Genomic DNA, 16,185 nt, shown 5'->3' with positions numbered 1-16,185 from the left:
CATGGCTACTAACTGCCCTGCCCAGAACAGGAACATCCATTTCAACGTTTCGGACTTAACTGATTCTATTTTAAGCTCAAGTCTGGATATGTCCTCTTTGTGGCAAGGTGTTCAGTGCTTGTTTCCTGAGTTACTCTAAGCGTTTCAGACAAGCCCTTTGCCTGTTCCTCAGAAAAGCCTGATGATTTCAATGTCTCAAGCCTGCAATCCATCCAAACAGTGACTCTTCAGATGCTTTCCTGCCGGTTGGAGCAAACGGAGTTGCCGATAAATCATAACAGCGCATAATCTTGCGTACTTTGTGTATTCTGTCTAGGCCGCCTACCCATTTTGTGGCCTCCTCCCTTCCTCCCGCCATGCCTTGATACGCTCTCTGATCTTGTTGACAAGGGAAATCTCTATAAAAACACCTGGATCATCAAATGATTTTGAACCCTCAATCGCTATAACGTAACCAGCCGGCCTGCGGCCATCTTTTAATTCAAACAGTCTGGTTTCTCTGTCATAACTCCAATACCTGCCCGGCTCCTCATAAGGGGAGTTAATTATCAGATTATCTATTTTCGACTTTGCCACTAGACCTCTACATCCGTCTGAGCTGCCGGATTATTTGCACGGGTCTTATCTCCGTGGCTGTATTGCTCTCCGTTTCTTTGCCATTTCACTAAGCTACTCGTTTCACCATTATATACAAACGGTGTTGATCATTTCAACTTGAACACAGCTATGCAATTGTGTTAACGTAAACTCAATGTCGGGGCGATTTGATAAGATATTAAAAGAGAGCCTGCGCGGAGCGCTGCATGTGTTAGTTTCTGAAGTTTTGGGCATAAAAGCTAAGGAGATAAAGCCATTAAAAACCAAGCTTCAGATAACCGATGAAAGAGAAGCGGACTTTTTACTTGAGATTACGTTACACGATGGAACCGTATACATTTTACATATTGAATTTCAGGCCACAAATGACAGCAACATGCCCTATAGAATGCTCCGGTACCGGATTTATATTGAGCAAACGTATGGAAAACCGGTAAGGCAGGTGTTATTTTATGTTGGCAGAGAACCGCTCAGGATGAATAATTATATCCGGGCAGATAAAATGGCCTTTGAATATGACATCATAGACTTCCGAAACATAGACTGTGGGAAATTTATAAGCTCCAATAAACCGGAGGATGTGATAATTGGGATTTTATGTAATTTTGCCTCAGAAGATGATACAATAGTAATAAAGAGACTGTTAGACAGAATAAAAAACACCGTAAAAGGGGAACTGGGCCGTTTAAAGTACATAAGGCAGTTAGAGATATTGGCACAACTGAGGGATTTGCAAGAAAAAGTATATAAGGAGGTAAAAGAAATGGCTTTAGTGTACGATATAGAACGGGATGTCAGGTATAAACAAGGCATAGAGAAGGGGATTGAGAAGGGGATTGAGAAGGGGATTGAACGTGGAATTGAGCAAGGGATTGAGCAAGGGATTGAGAAGGGGATTGAGAAGGGGATTGAACGTGGAATTGAAAAAGGGTTGATTAAAGGACTGAGGGAGGGGATTCAGTTAGGCTTAGAACTTAAGTTTGGCATAAACGGGCTGTCACTTATGAATATGATAGACCACATTAATAATGTAGAAAAACTGGAACAGGTTAAGACTTGTATCAAAACGGCATCCTCATTAGATGAGCTAAAAGACATGCTTATACAATAGTTGTGGTGATTGCTGATGGAATAAATGAAAAAGAGGACGTTTAACGCAATAGCTTATAATCTATTCATATTGTCACTGCTCTTTAGTATTACTTTTAATGCCGCTGCTTTTGCTTACGAGTATTCACTTAATGAACTTTATGAAATAGCACTGAAAAATTCGGAGAAAATTAAAATCTCAGAAGAGGAGCTCGGTGTCTCTAAAACCGGTAAAGATAAGGCTGTGGCAGCTTTTTTACCGACTGTAACTGCATACGGACAGTATTACAGATATAACAAGGCTAAGTATAACGGCTTAGACTTCATGAATTACAGCTTAAGCTTCCCAATTCAGCCCGAACATACCCTAATTGGCGGTGTTAAACTGGAGGAGACAATATCTCTTGGCGGTGCTCAGTTTAGCCGCCTCGATATTTCAAAACGAATGATTGAAAAGTCCGGCTTTGAACTTTATACAGCGAAAGAGACTTTTTTATATGATGTGACCTCATGGTACTTTAATGTTCTTAAGGCAAAAAAGTCGGTAACACTTGCTGAAAATAATGCTGAAAGGCTAAAAACCTATAAAAAATCTGCTGAGACTAAGCTTAAAGCCGGTGAAATCACAAAAACAGCCCTTCTCAGAGCTAAGGCTGAGCTATCCGGTGCTCTGGCCGAACTCCTTAAAGCACAAAATGACCTCAGCGTTAAAACCTCAGCTCTTGCCAGAAATATCGGCATAAATGGTGACTTTTCGATTGCTGAGTACACTACTTCACAGAAAACTAATGAAGCTGAAATAGAGGCAATTCTCTCTGCCTGTAAAACAGCTGAAACCACTTGTCTTGTTGATGCCGCTATGAATGAACGGACAGAGGTGAAAGCCGCTGTGTCAGCTTTAGAGATGACTAAAAAACAAATTACTTACGCTAAAAGCGCCTTTTTGCCCTCTGTTACACTTGAGGGCGTGTATCAAAAAAGGGACGACTCTCCTTCCACCACCGACACCATGCCCCCTGAAACTATGTATGGAGCCGTTATGCTCTCTTTTCCAATCTTTGAAGGCGGTCTGAGATATGCAGAAGTTTCTGAAGCCGTACACAAGAAAAACCAAAGTGAGCTAGCCTTACTTGATTTAAAAAAATCCCTCGAAAACGACGTTGAGGCATCATATTACACGTTCCTCACGCTTAAAAAAACTCTTACATATTTCAAAGAGCAACTGGACTACGCCAGCGAAAATTATTACGCTGTTACAAAACAATTTAACGCTGGACTTGCCACAAGCCTCGATGTTATTGATGCTAATAATCTCCTGACACTTTCTGAAAAACAGTACTCAGATGCTTACTACGATCTATCCCTCTCCACTCTTAAACTCAAACGTTCAACAGGCTTATTCTTAAAATCTATTCCAACTAAAAGGACTGATTAAGATGCAAAACACGCAGATTATGAAAAAAATACCGGCAACTTTGCTTATCCTCCTTATTTTAATCGTTCTATACGGCTGCAGCAAACCAGAAGCCACAGGCAAAGAGGAAAAGACAATAAACGTACAGGTGGCTGTAGTTAAAACAGTATTTTTAAAACCGTTTATCGAGACAACCGGCACTCTTGAGCCCTTTGAACGGATAACGGTAAGCAGTGAGGCAGACGGGCTCATTAAGCAGCTCTATGTAAACGAGGGTGAGAAAGTTAAAAAGGGCGCTCCTCTTGCTCTTATTGATACCAAAGACTATTCACTGGAACTTTCACGGGCACAACAGGCCTATAAACAAGCACAAGCCACACTCTCTAACACAAATTTGGAATTTGAACGAAAGAAAGCCCTCTATGATGAGGAGCTTGTTACCAAACAACAGTTTGACGATGTTTCAACCAGAAAGGCAATCGCTCAGGCTGAGGCAGAAAGAATGGCGGCAGCGTCTGAGCTTGCCAGAGTAAAATTCACTAAAACCAAACCGGTAAGCCCGATTACCGGAGCAATTGAACTGAAAAAAATCTCAGCCGGTGATTTTGTAAAATACGGCGCTCCAATGTTTAGCATTATTCAAACCTCTAAACTAAAGCTCTACTTTAACATCAATGAAAAAAACTCTGCTATAATTAAACCCGGCAACGATGTGGAATTTTCGGTTGATGCTATAACAACCAAAAAGTTCAATGCAAAAGTAACTATGGTTTACCCGGCTCTTGATGACAAAACCCGAATGCTAAAAATTGAAGCGGTTATTGATAATCCTGATGGCGCTCTTAAAGCCGGATATTTTGCAAAAGTAACACTATATGCGGCAAGGCCCGGTGATGTTCTGACTGTACCCTCAACATCATTAATACATGAAGGCGAAAAAGCCAAAGTGTTTGTAGTTGAGGGAACCACGGCAAAACACCGGCAGGTTTCAATTGGCCAGAGTTTTAGTTTAGACGGCACAGATCTGACCGTGATTTACGCGGGCTTAAAGGCTGGTGAACAGGTTGTTACAGTCGGACAGCAAACCCTGTTTGACGGCGCGGCAGTTAAAGTTATTGATAAGAACCACAGATGAAACTACCCGATATTTCAATAAAACGTCCCGTCTTTGCCACTATGATGATTCTCTCTCTCGTACTTCTGGGTGTTGTCAGCTATCCATCAATCGGAGTGGATTTATTTCCGAAAGTTGACTTTCCCATAATTAGTTTAACCACAATGCTTCCCGGTGCAAGCCCCGAAGTAATAGACATTGACGTTACAGACAAGATTGAGGAAAGCATAAACACCATAAACGGTGTTAAATCCATCACCTCCATAAGCACCGAGGGGGTCTCAACCATCATAGTGGAATTTGTGTTGGATAGAAACATCGATCTTGCCGCACAAGACGTAAGAGAAAAAATCTCGGCGATACGGGCAGCGCTGCCAAGGGACATTTATGAACCGGTGGTGGCAAAAGTAGATATGGATAGCGCACCGGTACTGTGGTTAGCTCTTACAGGCAAAAAGTCGGTTCGTGAGATTTCAACCTATGCAAATGAAACGCTAAAAGAGGCATTACAGAAAATTCCCGGCGTAGGCGCAATTCAAACTACGGGGCTAAGACTGAGACAGGTGCGAATATGGCTTGATAAAGAACGGCTTAAGGCGTATAGTCTGACAGGGAGCGACGTAGTTAATGCTCTCAGGGCAGGAAATATAGAACTTCCCGGCGGTAGAATCGAAAGTACCACTAAGGAATTTACTGTAAAAATAAAGGGAGAGTTTACATCACCTGAGGAATTTAATAATCTCATCATCACCTATAAGGATGGTAAAGCGGTGCGTCTGAAAGATGTTGGGCGAGCGCTCGATGATATGGCAGAGAGCCGCTCAATAGCGAGGTTTAACGGAGAGACAGCCATAGGACTTGGTATTCAAAAGCAATCCGGAACCAACACCGCAGATGTTGTTGACAGAGTGAAGAAGGAACTTGAAACAATCGAAAAAACGCTTCCTCCGGGGCTTAGTATAGGAGTCAGCTTTGACCAGTCCATATTTATAAAACGCTCCATAAACGAGGTCATGCATCATTTGATTTACGGAGGGATTTTTGCCTCCATTGCCGTCCTGATTTTTCTTGGCAGTATGCGTGTCACATTAATCAGCGCTCTTGCCATTCCCACAAGCATTGTGTCAACTTTTGCTATGATGCACTTTTTAGATTTCACTTTTAACAATATGAGTATGCTTGCGCTTTCCCTTTCAATAGGAATTTTAGTGGATGATGCCATAATAGTGATAGAAAATATCCACCGGCATATGAAACTTGGGATGCCTCCTAAAGAGGCGGCATCATTTGGCACCGACGAAATCGGACTTGCCGTCATGGCTACAACCCTTGCAATTGTGGCAATATTTCTGCCGGTAGCATTCATGAAAGGACTTGTAGGACGATTCTTTGTCCAGTTTGCTCTGACTGTTGTCTTTGCCGTATTGATGTCAATGTTTGTATCTTTTACGCTTACGCCGATGCTTGCCTCACGGTTTCTTAAAGCTGAGGCTGACTCTGACAGCAGCAAGAAACCATCCGGCTATAAGCGTTTTTACTATTGGTTTAACAGCCATTACCTGAAACTCGAAGGAGTTTACAGAGGTTTACTAAAATACTCGCTTGAACACCGATTAAAAATCCTTGCGTTTGGTTTTGCTATATTTGTGTTTAGCATATTTATGGTGAGATTTATTGGGAAAGAGATGCTTCCTCCGGAGGACCAGGCGCGCTTTATAGTAAGGCTTCAGGCGCCGGTGGATTATTCGGTCAGTGAGGTTGACAACATGTTTAGGAAGGCAGAGGATATAATCCGGGCACAAGCCGGAGTTCAGACGGTGTTTTATGCCCTCGGTTTTGGACAAACCGGAGAGATAAATAAAGCCTCAGTGTTTATCACGTTGACAAACAAGAGGGAACGCTCGAAGTCCCAGGAGAAGATAAAGTCTGAGGTGAGAAAACTCTTGAAATCTCAGGTGCCGGGGCTAAAAGCAACGGTAGAGGATGTATCAATAGTAGGCGGAGGGCAGAGAAACACTCCGATTCAATACAATATCCGGGGCCCTGATTTATCCGCACTTGAGGGGTACTCAAAAGACATTATGGAAAAGTTTTCTAAAATTCCCGGCATAGTGGACGTTGACACTTCAATGGAACCTGGCAAACCTGAGGTGCGGGTTTATGTTGACAGAGACCGTGCAGCAGATCTTGGTATTGATATAGCGACAATTGCCGAGGCGATTAACCTGCTAATTGGCGGCGAGGTGGATGTATCAAAGTATAAGGATACTGTTAGAGGCAGGCGTTACGATGTCCGGGTGAGGCTTAATCCTGAAGACAGGACTAAATCCGGCGACATCGGAGGGATTTACGTAAGGGCAAAGGATGGGCGGCTGATTGAGCTTTCAACCGTGGTAACGACTGTGGAGGCCGGAGGCCCTTCGGTCATAAACCGTGTGGACAGGCAGCGGGCAGTACTATTATTTGCAAACCTTGAGAAAAAGCCGCTTGGAGAGGCCATGGGGGACCTCCGCGGGATAGCAGAGGGGATTTTGCCTCAGGGCTATTCGGGAATCTTTAAAGGCATGGGCGATACGATGGGAGAGTCGTTTTATTATCTGACATTTGCAATCTTTCTGGGCATTTTTATGGCCTACATGATATTAGCGGCGCAGTTTGAGAGTTTTATTCATCCTGTGACGGTGCTGCTTGCGATGCCGTTTTCATTTATCGGGGCATTTGGCGCTCTTTTGATTACTGGTATGACGCTTAACATATTTAGCTTCATAGGGCTGATACTTCTAATGGGACTTGTTAAGAAAAATTCGATTTTACTTGTTAATTACACAAACACGCTGAGAGCGCGTGGAATGAGCCGGCGTGAGGCACTGATTGAGGCAGGCCCGGTAAGACTGCGCCCGATACTTATGACAACCTTTGCGATGATTTTTGGAATGATGCCAATAGCGCTTGCCCTTGGCGACGGCTCAGAGACACGCGCCCCAATGGCCGTAGCCACAATCGGCGGCCTTATCACTTCTTTGTTTCTGACACTCTTAGTCGTACCCTCCGCTTATGACCTCTTTGACGATATCCAAATGAAAATAATGAGAAAAGGTAATTCTAAGAAATTCTAAAGGGATGGCTCTGCCCTCCCTTTAAATCCCACCCGCAAGGGGAATGATGCTCTTCTCGAAGCCGGTTTTTCGCCAAATACTCTCAATTCCGCTTATGATGAAGAATTTATTTGTGAGAAATTTATTTCAGTTACGCGGGAACTTGGTCGCTTTCCGACCCGAGGAGATTTGAGTGTAAAAAAACACAATGAACATGATTTTCCAAATCCTAAGACTATGGAAAGATTGTTCAAAAAAGATGCTCTCACAAAACTATCTGAATATGCTGCAAAGAAGGAATATGATGATATTGTGGAGCTATGCAAAGAGATTATTGGAAATTCTGATAAAGAAAAAGACTCTTACGATTCAGACACCAGTCAAGTTTCAGGTGAAGTTTATCTTTTTAAATCTGGTCGTTATTACAAGATTGGAAGGACTAAGGATACTGTTAGACGCGGAAACGAATTAAGAATTCAATTACCTGAAAAACTTGATATGATTTATTCAATAAAAACAGATGACCCAAGCGGAATTGAAACATACTGGCACAAACGTTTTGAATCGAAAAGGAAGGGTGGAGAATGGTTTGATTTAAGCTCCGCCGACATAAAGGCATTTAAGCGTTGGAAACGTATATTTTAAAGTAGTATGCCACAATTAAGGTGATCAATCAGAGTATTTAGCGCTTGCTTTAATTTGTGTTGTGTTTCACTCTTTTGTGCCTTAATGAATTTAACAGCTTTACTCTTAATTTCTAACGTCCAAGCCATTCAGTCATATCAATAAAATCATTAGTATTTTCGTTTAAGTCCTCACTATCATGGCATTGGTTAATTTCCTCCATTTCCTCATCTGAAACAAAGGGAAGAAGGTTGACAGACAAATTGATGAACTCCTCCCTGATAACCTCTCTCATAATCTCTTTAAGTTTTGACTCATAAACTGAAATGCTCACAGGCTCCCCTTTTTTTAATAAATTAAAACACTTTTAATAAAATGATTATATCGCCATACATATAGTATAATAACGTATCACATCAATAAGTGGCAATAATACCGAGTTACGTTCAAAGATATAAATAAAAGACCTGGATTCCTGCCTTCGCAGGAATGACAAGAAAGGGACAGAATGACAAGAAAGTAACCCCAGCCTCCTTTGTCATCCCGCACCACCCCTTTGTCATCCCGCACTTGTTGCGGGATCCAGTCCTTTTTCTCCACCATTATATTACCTTTTTGGCAGCAACTCGGTATAAATGCGAATACTATAGTTAATCGCAAAACGATAAATCTTTTAATCTTTTCGTCAGTTGTGCGGGCGGAGCTCTCATTGAAGCTTTTTAAGCGGCGGAACGCCGGTTAAAAAACTCTCTACCCACAAACACACCAACAAAACATTAAACATAATCAACCAATCGTTGCTAACAAACCTGAGGTCAAGGAGGCTGGCCTCCTTGTAGGAGAGGGTTTAAGGGAGAGGGCAACGCCCTTTCCCTTATTCTTATCTCTTCCCCCTACCCTACTCTTCCAATTATTTTAACTTTTCCCATTTGTTGTCAAATAATCATTTTGATTATGCTATAATATCGTTTGCTGATTGAGATTCAAATGGAATTAATTGAAAAGATAAAGACAAGAGAGGCGAAAGTTGGAATAATCGGCCTTGGGTATGTGGGACTGCCGCTTGTGGCAGAGTTTTGCCGGGCTGGTTTTAAAGTAACCGGATTTGATATTGACCCCAATAAGGTGGCGCTTCTTAAAGCTGGAAAAAGTTACATAAAGCACATTCCTGAGCAAAAGATTTCTGAGATTTTGCCTAATTTCTCACCAAGTACGGATTTTTCGCTCCTTAACCAGATGGACTGCATTTTAATCTGCGTACCGACCCCGCTTAATAAGTATAGGGAGCCGGATTTGACCTACGTGTTTAAGACATCTGAGGCAATTAGCAAAGAGCTAAGAAGGGGTCAACTGATAGTGCTTGAATCAACAACTTATCCCGGCACAACTGATGAGGATATGAGAGCGATTCTTGAAAAATCCGGATTAAAAGCCGGTGAGGATTTTTATTTAGCGTACTCACCGGAGCGTGAGGATCCAAACAATGAGACTCACTCCACATCTACAATTCCAAAGGTTGTGGGAGGTTTTACAAGCCGTTGTTTAGAGGTGACACGGGCGCTCTATGATACGATAGTGGTCAGCACTGTGCCGGTCTCTTCAACCAAAGTGGCAGAGGCGTCAAAACTTCTGGAAAACATCTATAGAGCTGTAAACATAGCCCTTGTGAACGAACTAAAAATGTTGTTTGACCGCATGGGGATAGACATATGGGAGGTTATAGAGTCAGCCAAAACAAAGCCGTTTGGATTTCAGCCGTTTTATCCTGGCCCAGGACTTGGTGGACATTGTATTCCCATTGATCCGTTTTATTTAACATGGAAAGCGCGTGAGTACGATGTTACTACAAAATTCATAGAGCTGGCAGGTGAGATAAACACTCAGATGCCCTACTATGTGGTGCAAAAGACAGTTGAGGCGCTTGGACAGCATGGTAAGACCATTCAAGGTGCACGGATACTCATTCTTGGCATGGCCTATAAGAAAAATGTGGATGACCTCAGGGAATCACCCTCCTTAAAACTGATGGAGCTTTTTGAATCAAAAGGGGCGCAGGTTAGCTACAATGACCCATATATTCCAAAGGTGGGCAAGACAAGAAAGTACAAAATTGAAAAGGAATCGGTATCTTTGACTGCCGAAACCCTGAACAGCTTTGACTGTGTGGTGATAGCCACCGACCACAGCTCATATGACGCAAAACAAATAGTTGAGCACTCTAAACTTATCGTTGATACAAGAAATTTAATCAAAAATGATCTAAACGTCAGAGGAAATGTAATTCGGGCGTGATGCTGGGTATCGTACTGCTGTAGCTTTTGTATTCTCCCTAAGTAAAACTGTTTGCTGTCTCTAAGTTATGCACTTCTTTTCACAAAAAGACAAGTAGTTTCGATTTTTGTAAGCGATAGAGTTTAAGCATAGTTCTTAATTAATTTAGACATCTTTATCCGTTTTTACACAATCATATGAGAAATAAAGCTTAAATAAAAGAAAAAGGAGGATTTTATGGGAAAAGGAGACAATTATATTCAAGATCCAAAAACAGGCAAATTCAATGGAAGCACTAAAAGCAGCGATAATAGCACTAATTCTTCAGAAGGGCTGCCAATTCCAAAAAGTTTATTTGATAATCTTACACCTGAACAGAAAAAGAAAGTGTTAGAAAAGGTGAAAGAGATTATTAAAAATAAACCTACTATTAAATCTAATGACCATTTTGAAATACACCCTCCGAACCCTGTCACCGGTCCAAGAGGATAATATTCATTTGGTTAAGTGTTATTTGTTAGAACTATATGATTGCAGAGTGATGGAAATTAATTAACCTTCTTATATAGGAGCAATCTTTTAGGTTGCTCCTATATTAAATGTAAAAAAATATGATAACATTATATACAGATAATGATAATTCCTTTAAGATATATATATTCTTTCCTGCTATCTTTTTTAATAGCATATTTTGTAACCGATATTTCATTTATAATCAGAGAATATCTTCCCATTATAGACGATTACCTGTATGGCAGGCGGTTTCCAACTAAAAGTAAGAGCACGACTCCGATACTAATTGTTGAAATAGATGACGAAACTGTTAAGAGATATGGTTATTTGCCCTATAAGCGTTCTTTATATAGCGAAGTCATATCAAGGATTCTTGAAGGGAAACCAAAAGTCCTGGGCATAGATATTTTTTTCTATAAGATTAGAGACCTTAAAGACGATATCAAACTTATTAAGATACTTGAAAATGCAAACACTAACGTCGTATTTGCCTATGAAAAAGATGAATTAGAAAGGTTACTATTAAACCAGGTTAACCATAAAACAGCTCATAGAAACAATGATAACGTTACCTTTGCAAACATAAAAATAACATATTATTCGCATAATAACGAGGAAATTGCTACAGATGTGAATACCGATACTTTTAAAGATAAATACTATCTGCCATTTCCTGTTGCTGTAGTAAGCAGATATCTTGGAGGCAAAGATTATGATCCGTATGGAGACCCTGAATTTGATATTTTTTCATCTGGTATAAGACACTGTAAGCTTGGCAACATAGCTATCCCTTCGTTTTACAAAAATTTTTTATCTTATTATACATTTATTAACTATACCAACAAGAAATTTCCTTCGATACCCTTTTGGAGGGTTAAGGAAACAGAGCCGGCAGTTTTTAAAGATAAAATAGTGCTAATAGCGGCAACTGCACAGCCGTTAGGCGATATACACTCAACTCCAATCTCAAAAAAGACACCAGGCACGTACATTCTCGCCTATACCATAGATATGCTGCTTAACGGAAATTTCATCACACCGGTAGAGGAAAAATATCAGAAAGCACTAACATTTTTAGCGGCTTTTGTAATTTCCTTAATAACGTTAACTTTAAAAAGACTACCGGCTTTTTTTGCAACAATTTTTTCCATAATAGTGATAAAGCTTGTAACGGATATGCTGTTTTATCATTACTTGTTATACATGTATTTTGCGCCTTTTTTGTTTGCCCTTCTCATTACACATTTAATCGTTATAGTTTATACAAACACCTTAAAACCGACTTATACCAATTAGCAGTCAGATAGAATGCTAATATTATACAATAAAACGAGTAGAACTGCCTTTGCCGTTAAAAGTAACTTCAAGGCGGGCGTCAATCCGCTCTTTGAGTTCAGGAATATGGGATATAATGCCAACAAGTTTACCGGCTTCCTGTAGATCAACCAGTGCTTTGAGAGCCAAATCGAGGGATTCAGGATCCAAATTTCCAAAACCCTCATCCACAAAAATAGTCTCAAGGTGAATTCCTCCCGAATACGACTGCACTACGTCAGAAAGCCCCAGCGCCATTGAAAGCGAAGCTAAAAAACTCTCCCCGCCGGAAAGCGTTGATACCTGACGGCTTATCCCAGTGTATGAGTCATAGACCTCAAGGTCAAGCCCTCCGGCAGCACGACCGGTCTTAGCTGAAACAGCCCGTTCCAAAGTGTACCTGCCCCTGCTCATCATCTGAAGCCGTTTTGAGGCTACCAACAGGCAATCGTCCAGCACCGAGGCAAGTACAAATCGCTGAAACGTTATGTTGTAGGCATTTTTACCGTTTGCCACATCAGATATATACCCAAGATTACTGTATGTTGTTTCAAGCGATGAGATTTCTTTTTCTGTTTTTTCTAATTTTGTAAGATAATTGCCAATATTAGTGTGAGTGTTTTTTAAATCAAAATAAATTTTGAGATGTGTTTCGAGTTCAGCTTTTGATGCTTCATAAGCATCCTCAAATATTTTTATATCTGATAATGACAATCCCCGTGCAGCAACCTGAGCACGCCCTACCCTGTCTTTGGCTGTCTGCATGGATGCAAAAAAGTCAGTGATTTCAAGCTCCAAAGTTTCAATTCCTTTAGACGATATTTTAGAGTTTTGAAACTCAGCAATATCGTTAAATCCAGCTTCTTTTAGTTTGCTCTGAAACTGAATGTGAAGTTGTTCTTTACGTTCTGATGAAAGCTGCAAGTGTTCCTTTATGTTTTTTAGCGATTCTGTTTTAGCTGCAAAATTTGCGCTTGCTGCACTTTCATTAGCACGGGCTTTTTCAAGATTTTCTTTAAGTTTTAAAATAATCGCCTGCTCTTGCTCTATGGCTTTTAAAAGAGCTGTCTCCGTACGAAATTCCTCACTGACATCTTTTTCTATAACCTCTGCCTTAGACCTCGCTTTTGATTCGTTTTCTATTACTACCTTTAATTCAGTATCGCTGCTTTCGAGTTCCTTTTGCAGCTCTGCCACCTTCTTTTCTAAGGTATCGAGAGTTTTGCGTATAGTTTCAAATCTTACTCCTGCATCTGTAGCCGACTTGAGTTTTCCCTGTGCCAGAGTTACTGCGGCGGCTGTGTCTCCTCCATCAGTAAGAGCGCCCTCAAGGGATTCTATGTTTGACCTTAGCACTGCAAGCGTGCTTTCAACTTCGGATTTTTCCTTAAGTGTGTTGCTATTTATCTTTTCGAGTTGTTCAATCGTCTCCTTTTGGACTTTTAAATTCATTTCTGTCGGGATTTCATTTGTTTTAGCGGCAGGAGCAGGATGCTCAGTGGCTCCACAGACCGGACACGGTTTACCGGCAGTTAATGATTCAGCAAGAAAAGCAGCCTGGCCATCTATCCAAAGCGTATTAAGGGAATCAAGTTTTTCTTTTGCTTGTTTGAGGTTTAATTGCAGATTTTCATAGTGATCCTGTTTTTGTTTTAATGTATTTTGAGTAAGAGAAAATTCATTTTTTAATTTATCCAGCTGAATACTCTGTTGATGTTTTTGTTGAAGAGTTGCAAGTTCCCTTTCTAAAAGCTCTTTTTGCGATGCTATGGCTGACACGTTTACCAGTTCGCTTTGATATTGTGTCAATTCGTTTTTAAGATTTTCGTATCGCACCTTAGTGTTAACTATTTTTTCAGAAAGTTTCTTTCGGGTAGTCTCTAGTAGGATGATTTCTTTCTTTGTGATTTCAATATCTTTGACCTTCTCTTTAAAACCAGTTAATGAAGAAAGTGTTTCCTGAGCCTTAAGACGCTCACCCTCCCCTGCCAACTCACTGTTCAATGATTCCTCTGCTGCTTTTTTCATAACATCAGCCTCCGTAAACTCCCTCGCTGCGTTTTCGTGTTCTTTAACCGCTTTTTCAAATTCTTTAAGCCTCTCATTGAGAGAGTGTTCCACCTCAGTAAGTGGAAGCGCCTTACGGGCATTTATGAGCTTAACCTGTTTTTGTTTAAACTCATCCTCCCGATGCTGAAGGGATTTTAAAGCCTCCTCTGCGTTTTCCTGCTCCTTTAGTTTTTCATTATCTCTTCTAACTCTCTCCAATAAATTCCTTGCCGACTCGGACTTTTCCTGTGAATCTTTAACAATCACTTCATATTTTGCGATACACTTACCATACTCATCATACTTAAAACTCAGGTCTTCAAATGATGAACAATCGCTTTCGTTAAGTATCTCACGTCTTTTGATAAGCTCATGTTCCGCTTTAGATTTTATGTCTTTAGCAGCCTCTTTTAACGCCTCCTCAATTAATCTGTACTCCTCGGTTTTAAAGAGAACCTCAAGGATTTTTTGACGTTCTTTCACAGGCGACATAAGAAGCTCTCTGAACTTGCCCTGAGGAAGCACAACCACCTGACGAAATGTCTCGGCATTAAACCCAAGCAGTGTAATCATCTTTTCATCAGCCAGCGTTTTTTTGTTTGCCATCAACTCAGGATTATTGTAATCGGTGATTTTCCATAGTGCTGCTCCTACCAATTTTTTACCATAGGCAGGGTTTCTGGTAATGCGGTAGCTTTCACTGCCCACAGTGAATTCAAAAGTAACTTCAGTAGGAACGCTGCCGTCTGCAAAATTACTTCTCATCTGAGTGCCGGTTCTTTCATTGCCTGAGGTTTCTCCGTAAAGGGCAAAGCATATAGCGTCCAATATCGTGGACTTGCCTGAGCCTGTGTTACCGTGAATCAGAAACAGTGTTCTGTTTCCTAAAACAGTGAAATCAATAACCTGCTTATTTACGTATGGACCAAAGCCTTCTATTATTAATTTTAACGGTTTCACTGGTTGTCCTTGTTGATGTTATCCAATATTTCGTTAAAGACAATTTTTTGTTCATCGTTTAAATCTTTATTCTCCACTTCTTTAAAGAAGCAACTAAAAAGCTCTGATTTTGTTGCTTTTTTGTGATCCCGATTATTTGAAAATTTAGAGTCAGCCCTCATAAGCATCGGACGTTCTATTTTAAGCACATTTGGATATTTCTCCCTTAATTTCTCCATGGGATTAAGCAGAGCTCCCTCATCAAGGAGCGTAACCTCAAGGTAGTCATCCGACCGGTTTTCATTACTAAGAATGTCTTTGAGAAATCCGGTAATTTGCCTGAGGTCTCTTTTTGGAGTGAGAGGAATTCGTTCCGATGTACAGTTACCGTCTCTGTCCATATCCACGAGTTCCACGGATTTTACATGGTTTGCCTCTGAAAAGGAATATTTCATCAGTGAGCCTGAGTATCTGACCTTATTGCTGCCAATGGTCTGTGCTCTGTGCAAATGTCCTAGTGCAGTATAATGAAAAGCGTTAAAGAGGGATGTGTTAACAGTATCTATACCGCCAGCAAATGAGGAGGATGACAGGGGTCTTTCCGATTCACAAGTCTCTCCACCGATTGTGAAAACGTGTGCCATCACGATTGCTCTGTTTGTAGAGGGGTGTTTTCGTTTTATAATGTTTAACACTTCGGAGACGGCGCTATTGTGGTCGGTGATGTTTTTGTCACTAAGGGCATCCCTTACAGTAACCGGTTCGGTGTATGGCAGCGGGTAGATATTAATAGCGCCGTAAGAGTCTGATATGGTTACTGAGTCAATATCAGGATTAAACCCGCCAAAAACAAACAGTTTTTGTTCCGATAAAAACCGAGAGGCAAAAGCAAGGCGCTCTCCGCTGTCGTGGTTACCTGATATAATAACTACCGGAACTTTCAGCTCTGCTATGATTTTATAAAGAACCTCATCTAAGAGAGCAACAGCCTCTAAAGGCGGCACCCCGCGGTCATACAGATCACCTGAGATTAACAAGATATCAGGCTTTGTGTCTTTAATGAGCGGTATAAATTGTTCTTTTAGCAGATATTCCTGATCAGCAGTTAGATGCAAACCAAAGAAAAACCTGCCCAAATGCCAGTCCGATGTGTGTATGAATCTCAT

13 protein-coding genes are annotated in these 16,185 nt (G+C 40.9%); 8 read left to right on the top strand and 5 right to left on the bottom strand.

Annotated features, from left to right (window positions below):
- Positions 1–65: 65 nt before the first annotated feature.
- Positions 66–212: a hypothetical protein gene (locus tag HQK88_06970; GenBank protein ID MBF0616544.1), complete on the bottom strand. Its 147-nt coding sequence runs from the start codon at positions 210–212 to the stop codon at positions 66–68.
- A 109-nt stretch (positions 213–321) separates the two neighbouring features.
- On the bottom strand, positions 322–576 hold the full coding sequence (locus HQK88_06965) for a hypothetical protein (protein MBF0616543.1): 255 nt from the start codon (positions 574–576) through the stop codon (positions 322–324).
- 229 nt (positions 577–805) lie between these two features.
- Here HQK88_06965 and HQK88_06960 point away from each other — a divergent pair, with 229 nt between their 5' ends.
- The 5 genes from HQK88_06960 to HQK88_06940 all read left to right on the top strand — a co-directional run bounded on the left by HQK88_06960 (position 806) and on the right by HQK88_06940 (position 7,954).
- Positions 806–1,708, top strand: coding sequence for a hypothetical protein (locus HQK88_06960; GenBank protein ID MBF0616542.1), 903 nt, complete (start codon positions 806–808; stop codon positions 1,706–1,708).
- A gap of 24 nt (positions 1,709–1,732) precedes the next feature.
- A complete protein-coding gene (locus HQK88_06955) occupies positions 1,733–3,121 on the top strand; it encodes a TolC family protein (GenBank protein ID MBF0616541.1) in 1,389 nt (462 codons plus the stop codon).
- Between the two features lies 1 nt (position 3,122).
- A complete protein-coding gene (locus HQK88_06950; GenBank protein MBF0616540.1) occupies positions 3,123–4,235 on the top strand; it encodes an efflux RND transporter periplasmic adaptor subunit in 1,113 nt (370 codons plus the stop codon).
- Positions 4,232–7,330: an efflux RND transporter permease subunit gene (locus HQK88_06945; GenBank protein MBF0616539.1), complete on the top strand. Its 3,099-nt coding sequence runs from the start codon at positions 4,232–4,234 to the stop codon at positions 7,328–7,330. Before HQK88_06950 ends, HQK88_06945 begins: the two co-directional genes overlap by 4 nt.
- A 168-nt stretch (positions 7,331–7,498) precedes the next feature.
- Positions 7,499–7,954: a GIY-YIG nuclease family protein gene (locus HQK88_06940; protein MBF0616538.1), complete on the top strand. Its 456-nt coding sequence runs from the start codon at positions 7,499–7,501 to the stop codon at positions 7,952–7,954.
- Between the two features lie 112 nt (positions 7,955–8,066).
- Here the strand turns inward: HQK88_06940 and HQK88_06935 are convergent, their stop codons facing one another.
- On the bottom strand, positions 8,067–8,267 hold the full coding sequence (locus HQK88_06935; GenBank protein ID MBF0616537.1) for a hypothetical protein: 201 nt from the start codon (positions 8,265–8,267) through the stop codon (positions 8,067–8,069).
- 638 nt (positions 8,268–8,905) lie between these two features.
- On the opposite strand from HQK88_06935, the gene HQK88_06930 reads away from it, so the two are divergent.
- The 3 genes from HQK88_06930 to HQK88_06920 all read left to right on the top strand — a co-directional run bounded on the left by HQK88_06930 (position 8,906) and on the right by HQK88_06920 (position 12,013).
- Positions 8,906–10,225: a nucleotide sugar dehydrogenase gene (locus tag HQK88_06930; protein MBF0616536.1), complete on the top strand. Its 1,320-nt coding sequence runs from the start codon at positions 8,906–8,908 to the stop codon at positions 10,223–10,225.
- A 216-nt stretch (positions 10,226–10,441) separates the two neighbouring features.
- Positions 10,442–10,696, top strand: coding sequence for a hypothetical protein (locus HQK88_06925; GenBank protein MBF0616535.1), 255 nt, complete (start codon positions 10,442–10,444; stop codon positions 10,694–10,696).
- Positions 10,697–10,837: 141 nt separating this feature from the next.
- Positions 10,838–12,013, top strand: coding sequence for a CHASE2 domain-containing protein (locus HQK88_06920; protein MBF0616534.1), 1,176 nt, complete (start codon positions 10,838–10,840; stop codon positions 12,011–12,013).
- 21 nt (positions 12,014–12,034) lie between these two features.
- Here HQK88_06920 and HQK88_06915 read toward each other — a convergent pair whose 3' ends face one another.
- Together HQK88_06915 and HQK88_06910 are read right to left on the bottom strand one after the other, a co-directional pair.
- On the bottom strand, positions 12,035–15,040 hold the full coding sequence (locus tag HQK88_06915) for an SMC family ATPase (protein MBF0616533.1): 3,006 nt from the start codon (positions 15,038–15,040) through the stop codon (positions 12,035–12,037).
- On the bottom strand, positions 15,037–16,185 hold the full coding sequence (locus HQK88_06910; GenBank protein MBF0616532.1) for an exonuclease SbcCD subunit D: 1,149 nt from the start codon (positions 16,183–16,185) through the stop codon (positions 15,037–15,039). The genes HQK88_06915 and HQK88_06910 overlap by 4 nt, the downstream gene beginning before the upstream one ends.

It is taken from the genome of Nitrospirota bacterium (genome assembly GCA_015233895.1).
Classification (GTDB): domain Bacteria; phylum Nitrospirota; class Thermodesulfovibrionia; order Thermodesulfovibrionales; family Magnetobacteriaceae; genus Magnetomonas.
This window is presented reverse-complemented; position numbering and strand designations above follow the sequence as displayed.

Bases quoted from the DNA above. Each gene is read 5' to 3' on its own strand.
- HQK88_06970 (MBF0616544.1), bottom strand. From the start codon at position 212: ATGGATTGCAGGCTTGAGACATTGAAATCATCAGGCTTTTCTGAGGAA.
- HQK88_06955 (MBF0616541.1), top strand. From the start codon at position 1,733: ATGAAAAAGAGGACGTTTAACGCAATAGCTTATAATCTATTCATATTG.
- HQK88_06950 (MBF0616540.1), top strand. From the start codon at position 3,123: ATGCAAAACACGCAGATTATGAAAAAAATACCGGCAACTTTGCTTATC.
- HQK88_06945 (MBF0616539.1), top strand. From the start codon at position 4,232: ATGAAACTACCCGATATTTCAATAAAACGTCCCGTCTTTGCCACTATG.
- HQK88_06925 (MBF0616535.1), top strand. From the start codon at position 10,442: ATGGGAAAAGGAGACAATTATATTCAAGATCCAAAAACAGGCAAATTC.
- HQK88_06920 (MBF0616534.1), top strand. From the start codon at position 10,838: ATGATAATTCCTTTAAGATATATATATTCTTTCCTGCTATCTTTTTTA.
- HQK88_06910 (MBF0616532.1), bottom strand. From the start codon at position 16,185: ATGAGATTCATACACACATCGGACTGGCATTTGGGCAGGTTTTTCTTT.